We start from the raw sequence: 4,276 nt of genomic DNA on the forward strand, positions 1-4,276 counted from the left end.
AATCCCGAGACAAAGATTCCCCCTTTGACTAATAATCCCATGAAGATTAAAGCCAAGGCTTCGGGAGGTGCGTCCTTTAAACCAGCAAAAGCAAAGGAATTATTGGCTTTATAGACTAAAACTGCGCCAATAAGGTAAAATGACATCGCTACATTGCTGATAAACAGATAACGCAGGGCAACCCAGAGAGAGCGATCGCTGCGAGGATAGGCAATCACCAGAAAAGCGGCAATACTAATTACTTCTAAGGCAACGTAAACGCTAATAAAATCCTCACAGACGAAGACAGAATTAATGCTGCCGTGGAGAATGATAGCTTGGGCGTAAAAAAAGGCGGTTTTGCTACTTTCCCAGTTATAAAGGATCACCGCCATCGTCACGAGGGCATTAGTGAGGATAAAATAGGCACTTAACTGATCGGCTACCAGTTTCACGCCATAATTATCCAGTAGGTTGAGGGTTATGGGGGCGGATTGGCTAAATAGAAGGAGAGAATAGGCGAGAGAGATAACAGAAGTAATTAAGGACAGATATTTAGCCCAGCGAGACAGTAAATAGCCAATAAAGCCGCTCAAAAAGGGAACGACTATCCAAGCGATCGTTAGAGTATTGATGGTGTAGGATTTTCTGATCTTTACTTTGTCTAGGGCAGGGTTTTCCTGGACTAATCTGCTCAATTTCACCAGCAAAGATACTTTCTCTAATTATCCTCGATCGAGTCCCAATTGCTCAAGATTTTTCAGGTGGCCAATAGATTGTTTTGGTTCTATAATAGACTTCTTGTATGATTTTTTTATGGTATAATGGAAAGTCTTGCTTTTTTCTCGATTTTTAGATAGAAGTGGAAAAAAGAATAAAATGTGATGTGATCTTAGGTCAAGAAATTATCCATACTTTTGCTATGTTTATTAGCAAAAATATGGATTAAGCTGTTCGTAATTTAAATTGCTTGTTGAGACGAGGCAAGAGGCAAGAGTCAAAAGGCAACAGTAAAGGGATTGGGGAAGGTTCGGCTAATCTAAGAATAAGCGTTTAAAATGCGTCTTAGCTTATCAAAACTTAAAGGAGCGCGAAAGTGTGATTACTTCAACCAATTATATCTCTCTACCCTTTTTTCTCCCAGTTCCTCTGCTACTAGCTTTCACCCACTTATGTCAAGCAGTCAGGCTTATCGGTTAAACAACTTTGATAACTTTAGGCGAAGAGTCCTCCTAAATTGGCGTTTTGTTACTAATCGATCCTACTCAGTCTAGGAGAGCCATTAATTCTTTTTTCATTACTTTTTAGGTTCTGGGGTTTGCTGTTTGGAAGCTGCCGCAATCGCTTGATTTAAACGAGTTAATTCTTCTTTAAACTTCGGTTCTTGGGGATAATTTTTGACTAATTTTTCTAGGAGACTTTTCGCTCCAGAAACGTCTTGAGTTTGTAATCTTGTTCCATAAAGAACCAGCATAACTTCCAGATTGTTGGGATATTTTTGATATAACTTTTCTAAAGGTTCTCTAGCTCCGATAAAATCTTTTAACTGTAGGCGAGCTTGGGCCAGTCCTTGCAAAGCAGTGGGGTTATCTGGTTCGCGTTCAAGAATTTTCTCGTAACCTTTGACCATTTCTTGTAATTTTTCGGGGGCAATAGTTGCCTCTTGCCCGGGTTGACTGCCTTGGGGGGAATTAGAATTATTATTTTTCCATAAACCTAAAGTTGGCACCACCATTAAAGCCAAAAATACTAAACCAGAGGAAACAATTAAGACTCGTTTGAGGGTATCGTTATTTTTTTTGGGCATACTTTTTCAAGATTAGAGATAAGATTAATCAGTAGTAACTTGATGAAATTCGTGACCCCAAAGATTATAAGCCCAAATTCCCAAGCTAAAACTACCTAAGCAGAGAATGGTGATCGTCAGGAAAACTTGCCACCTATTGTAACCCGCTTCCTGAAGTTCTAGACGACCGAGGATAGCAGCAGCTAACAGAATTAAAGCTCGAGTAAATACCGCCCACTTGTGGAAGATAAAGACTACCGCCAAGGACCAGCCAAGAATTGATAATACAGCGCTAATATCATTTTTAAACCAACTGCGGAAAAATAGCGGCATTAAGTTACTAAACAGAGTTAATCCTAGGGCAATTGAGAGGATAACCCCTACCGCTAGGATATAGATGATGATTTCTAGCCATTCGCTAGTGAGAGTCCAATTCATCTCATCACCGCGGGCAAGTAACCAATCACTCCATGATAAACGCTCCTGGGCGATCGACCAGCCAAACAGCCCATAGACCGATGGTATTAGAAAAGTAAGTAGTATAATGCGCCAAAACATAATCAGTTATCAGTTATCAGTTATCAGTTATCAGTTTTGAGTATTAAGTGAGCAGTATGTATTAAGTGAGCCTGATCAAATGCCAGTTTACTACTGTCTTTTCACTGATTACTGTTTACTGCTTACTGATCACTGTTTACTGATCACTGAAAAAAGTCAAGCCTGAACCCTGAAAGAGGGGAGAATTGCCCCTTTTCAGACTTCAGGCCTCTGGGATTGTCCCGATCGCTTAGGACATATACTGGATGATAAAGTCGAAGTAGGGGGCTGCTGCCACGGCATCTTCTTGAGTCAAAAGACCTAAAGCGGCCTCTTTGAGACAACGAATCGCCTCCACCATGCCGGGGACGGGAACATTAAGAGAGTTATACATCTCTTTGACCCCGATCAGGCCGGTTTGTTCGATCGGACCCTTATCTCCGGCTAATACCCCATAGGTAACTAGACGCAGATACCAACCATAATCGCGCAAGCATTGATTATATTGACGCTGACCGTAGGCATTACCCCCCGGCGCTCTATAATCGGGACGTTTCTTGAACAGTTGTTTTTGAGCCTGATCGACGATTTTTTTCTCATTTTCAGCGAGAGTCTCGGCAATGCGAATTCTCTGCTCACCGGTTTTTAAAAATTGCCCGATACCCTGTAGTTCACCACTACTAGGATAACGAAGTTCGTCGTCGGCTTTGAGGATGACTTGGCTAACTACGCTCATAATATCAAGGTAAATTCTGATAACATTCTGTAGTTTATCTCAGGTCGGGGTCTGGAAGTCGAGTCATCCCTGCTGGGTGGGCAATTCCTAAAAATTGTAATATTTCGTTATGAGTTTCCCCGACAGCCCGGTTACTGTCTAGAATGAATGTATTAGTGGTCAGGAGCGAGGAGATGGCAATTGAGATGTCACCGCACACTGATTAACTTGAACCCGATAAGTGGTAATTAATATGGAATTTCTAGCACCCTTGCTGTTGATAGCGGGCATTCTGGGGTTAAATGGCTTTAAAATCGATCGAGAATACCAGCGTGGTGTTATCTTTCGCCTAGGTCGTTATCAAGACACCAAAGGCCCCGGACTGTACTGGATCATTCCCCTAGTTGACCAAAAAATGCAGCTGGATATTCGCACCAAAACCGTCGATATTGCCCCGCAAGAAACTGTCACCGCCGATAATGTCACAATTAAGGTTAATGCGGTTCTCTACTATCGCATTATCGATCCTAGCAAAGCGATTAATAAAGTCGAATCCTATCCTGCGGCCGTTTATCAAGCGGCCATGACCACTTTAAGAAATGTCGTCGGTCAAAATCATCTCGATGATGTCTTGCAAAAACGAGACAAAATTAATCAAGCGGTTCAACAAATTGTCGATGAAATTAGCGAACCTTGGGGCATCGATATCGAACGGGTGGAGATGAAAGATGTGGAAATTCCCACTGGTATGCAGCGAGCTATGGCCAAGGAAGCGGAAGCATTGCGAGAAAAACGGGCCCGTTTGATTAAAGCTGCCGCAGAACAGGAAGCTTCGCTAAAATTAGCGGAAGCTTCCCGATTAATCATGGAAAATCCCGCCGCTTTGGAATTACGCCGCCTACAAATGTTAACGGAAATTGGAGCGGAAAATAACACCAGTACCGTGATTATGCTCCCCTCCGATATCTTAAATCTCGCTCAAAAATTAACTGAAAAAAAATCATAAAATGGCTCAGTTGTCAATAGCCAAAAAGGTTAATTTTCTCTGGTGTGTTAGGTTGGTTTAAGTAAGTGGTTATAATTAAATTGAAGATAGATTTTGTCTTTGATCCCCCCTGCCCCCCTTGATAAGCTATCCATTAGTCACATCTTTCTTAACATAAAATTTGACAAAAAGAGAAAAGTGTGCAAGATGGCTCAAGGGGGTTCTATGGGGGGACTAATTTGATGAGATAGTTTCCAAGTCTGGCTGATATCAT

General features: G+C 41.8%; 5 protein-coding genes. 1 reads left to right on the plus strand and 4 read right to left on the minus strand.

Annotation, left to right across the window (positions count from 1 at the left end; genetic code table 11):
* From IM507_RS15355 to IM507_RS15370, 4 genes are all read right to left on the minus strand, one after another.
* On the minus strand, nt 1-614 hold a 614-nt coding region (locus IM507_RS15355), incomplete at its 3' end, for a proton-conducting transporter transmembrane domain-containing protein (RefSeq protein ID WP_287637292.1).
* Between the two features lie 662 nt (nt 615-1,276).
* Nucleotides 1,277-1,786: a tetratricopeptide repeat protein gene (locus tag IM507_RS15360; RefSeq protein WP_002739264.1), complete on the minus strand. Its 510-nt coding sequence runs from the start codon at nt 1,784-1,786 to the stop codon at nt 1,277-1,279.
* A gap of 24 nt (nt 1,787-1,810) precedes the next feature.
* Nucleotides 1,811-2,323 carry a hypothetical protein gene (locus tag IM507_RS15365; protein WP_002738762.1) on the minus strand — a complete coding sequence of 171 codons (513 nt, stop codon included), beginning with the start codon at nt 2,321-2,323 and terminating at the stop codon, nt 1,811-1,813.
* Nucleotides 2,324-2,552: 229 nt separating this feature from the next.
* A complete protein-coding gene (locus IM507_RS15370) occupies nt 2,553-3,038 on the minus strand; it encodes an allophycocyanin subunit alpha-B (RefSeq protein ID WP_002738559.1) in 486 nt (161 codons plus the stop codon).
* A gap of 232 nt (nt 3,039-3,270) precedes the next feature.
* Between IM507_RS15370 and IM507_RS15375 the strand changes: the two genes are divergently transcribed.
* Nucleotides 3,271-4,023, plus strand: coding sequence for a slipin family protein (locus IM507_RS15375; protein ID WP_002745305.1), 753 nt, complete (start codon nt 3,271-3,273; stop codon nt 4,021-4,023).
* The last annotated feature ends 253 nt before the right edge of the window (nt 4,024-4,276 follow it).

Source organism: Microcystis sp. M20BS1, assembly GCF_020245305.1.
Taxonomy (GTDB): domain Bacteria; phylum Cyanobacteriota; class Cyanobacteriia; order Cyanobacteriales; family Microcystaceae; genus Microcystis; species Microcystis ichthyoblabe_A.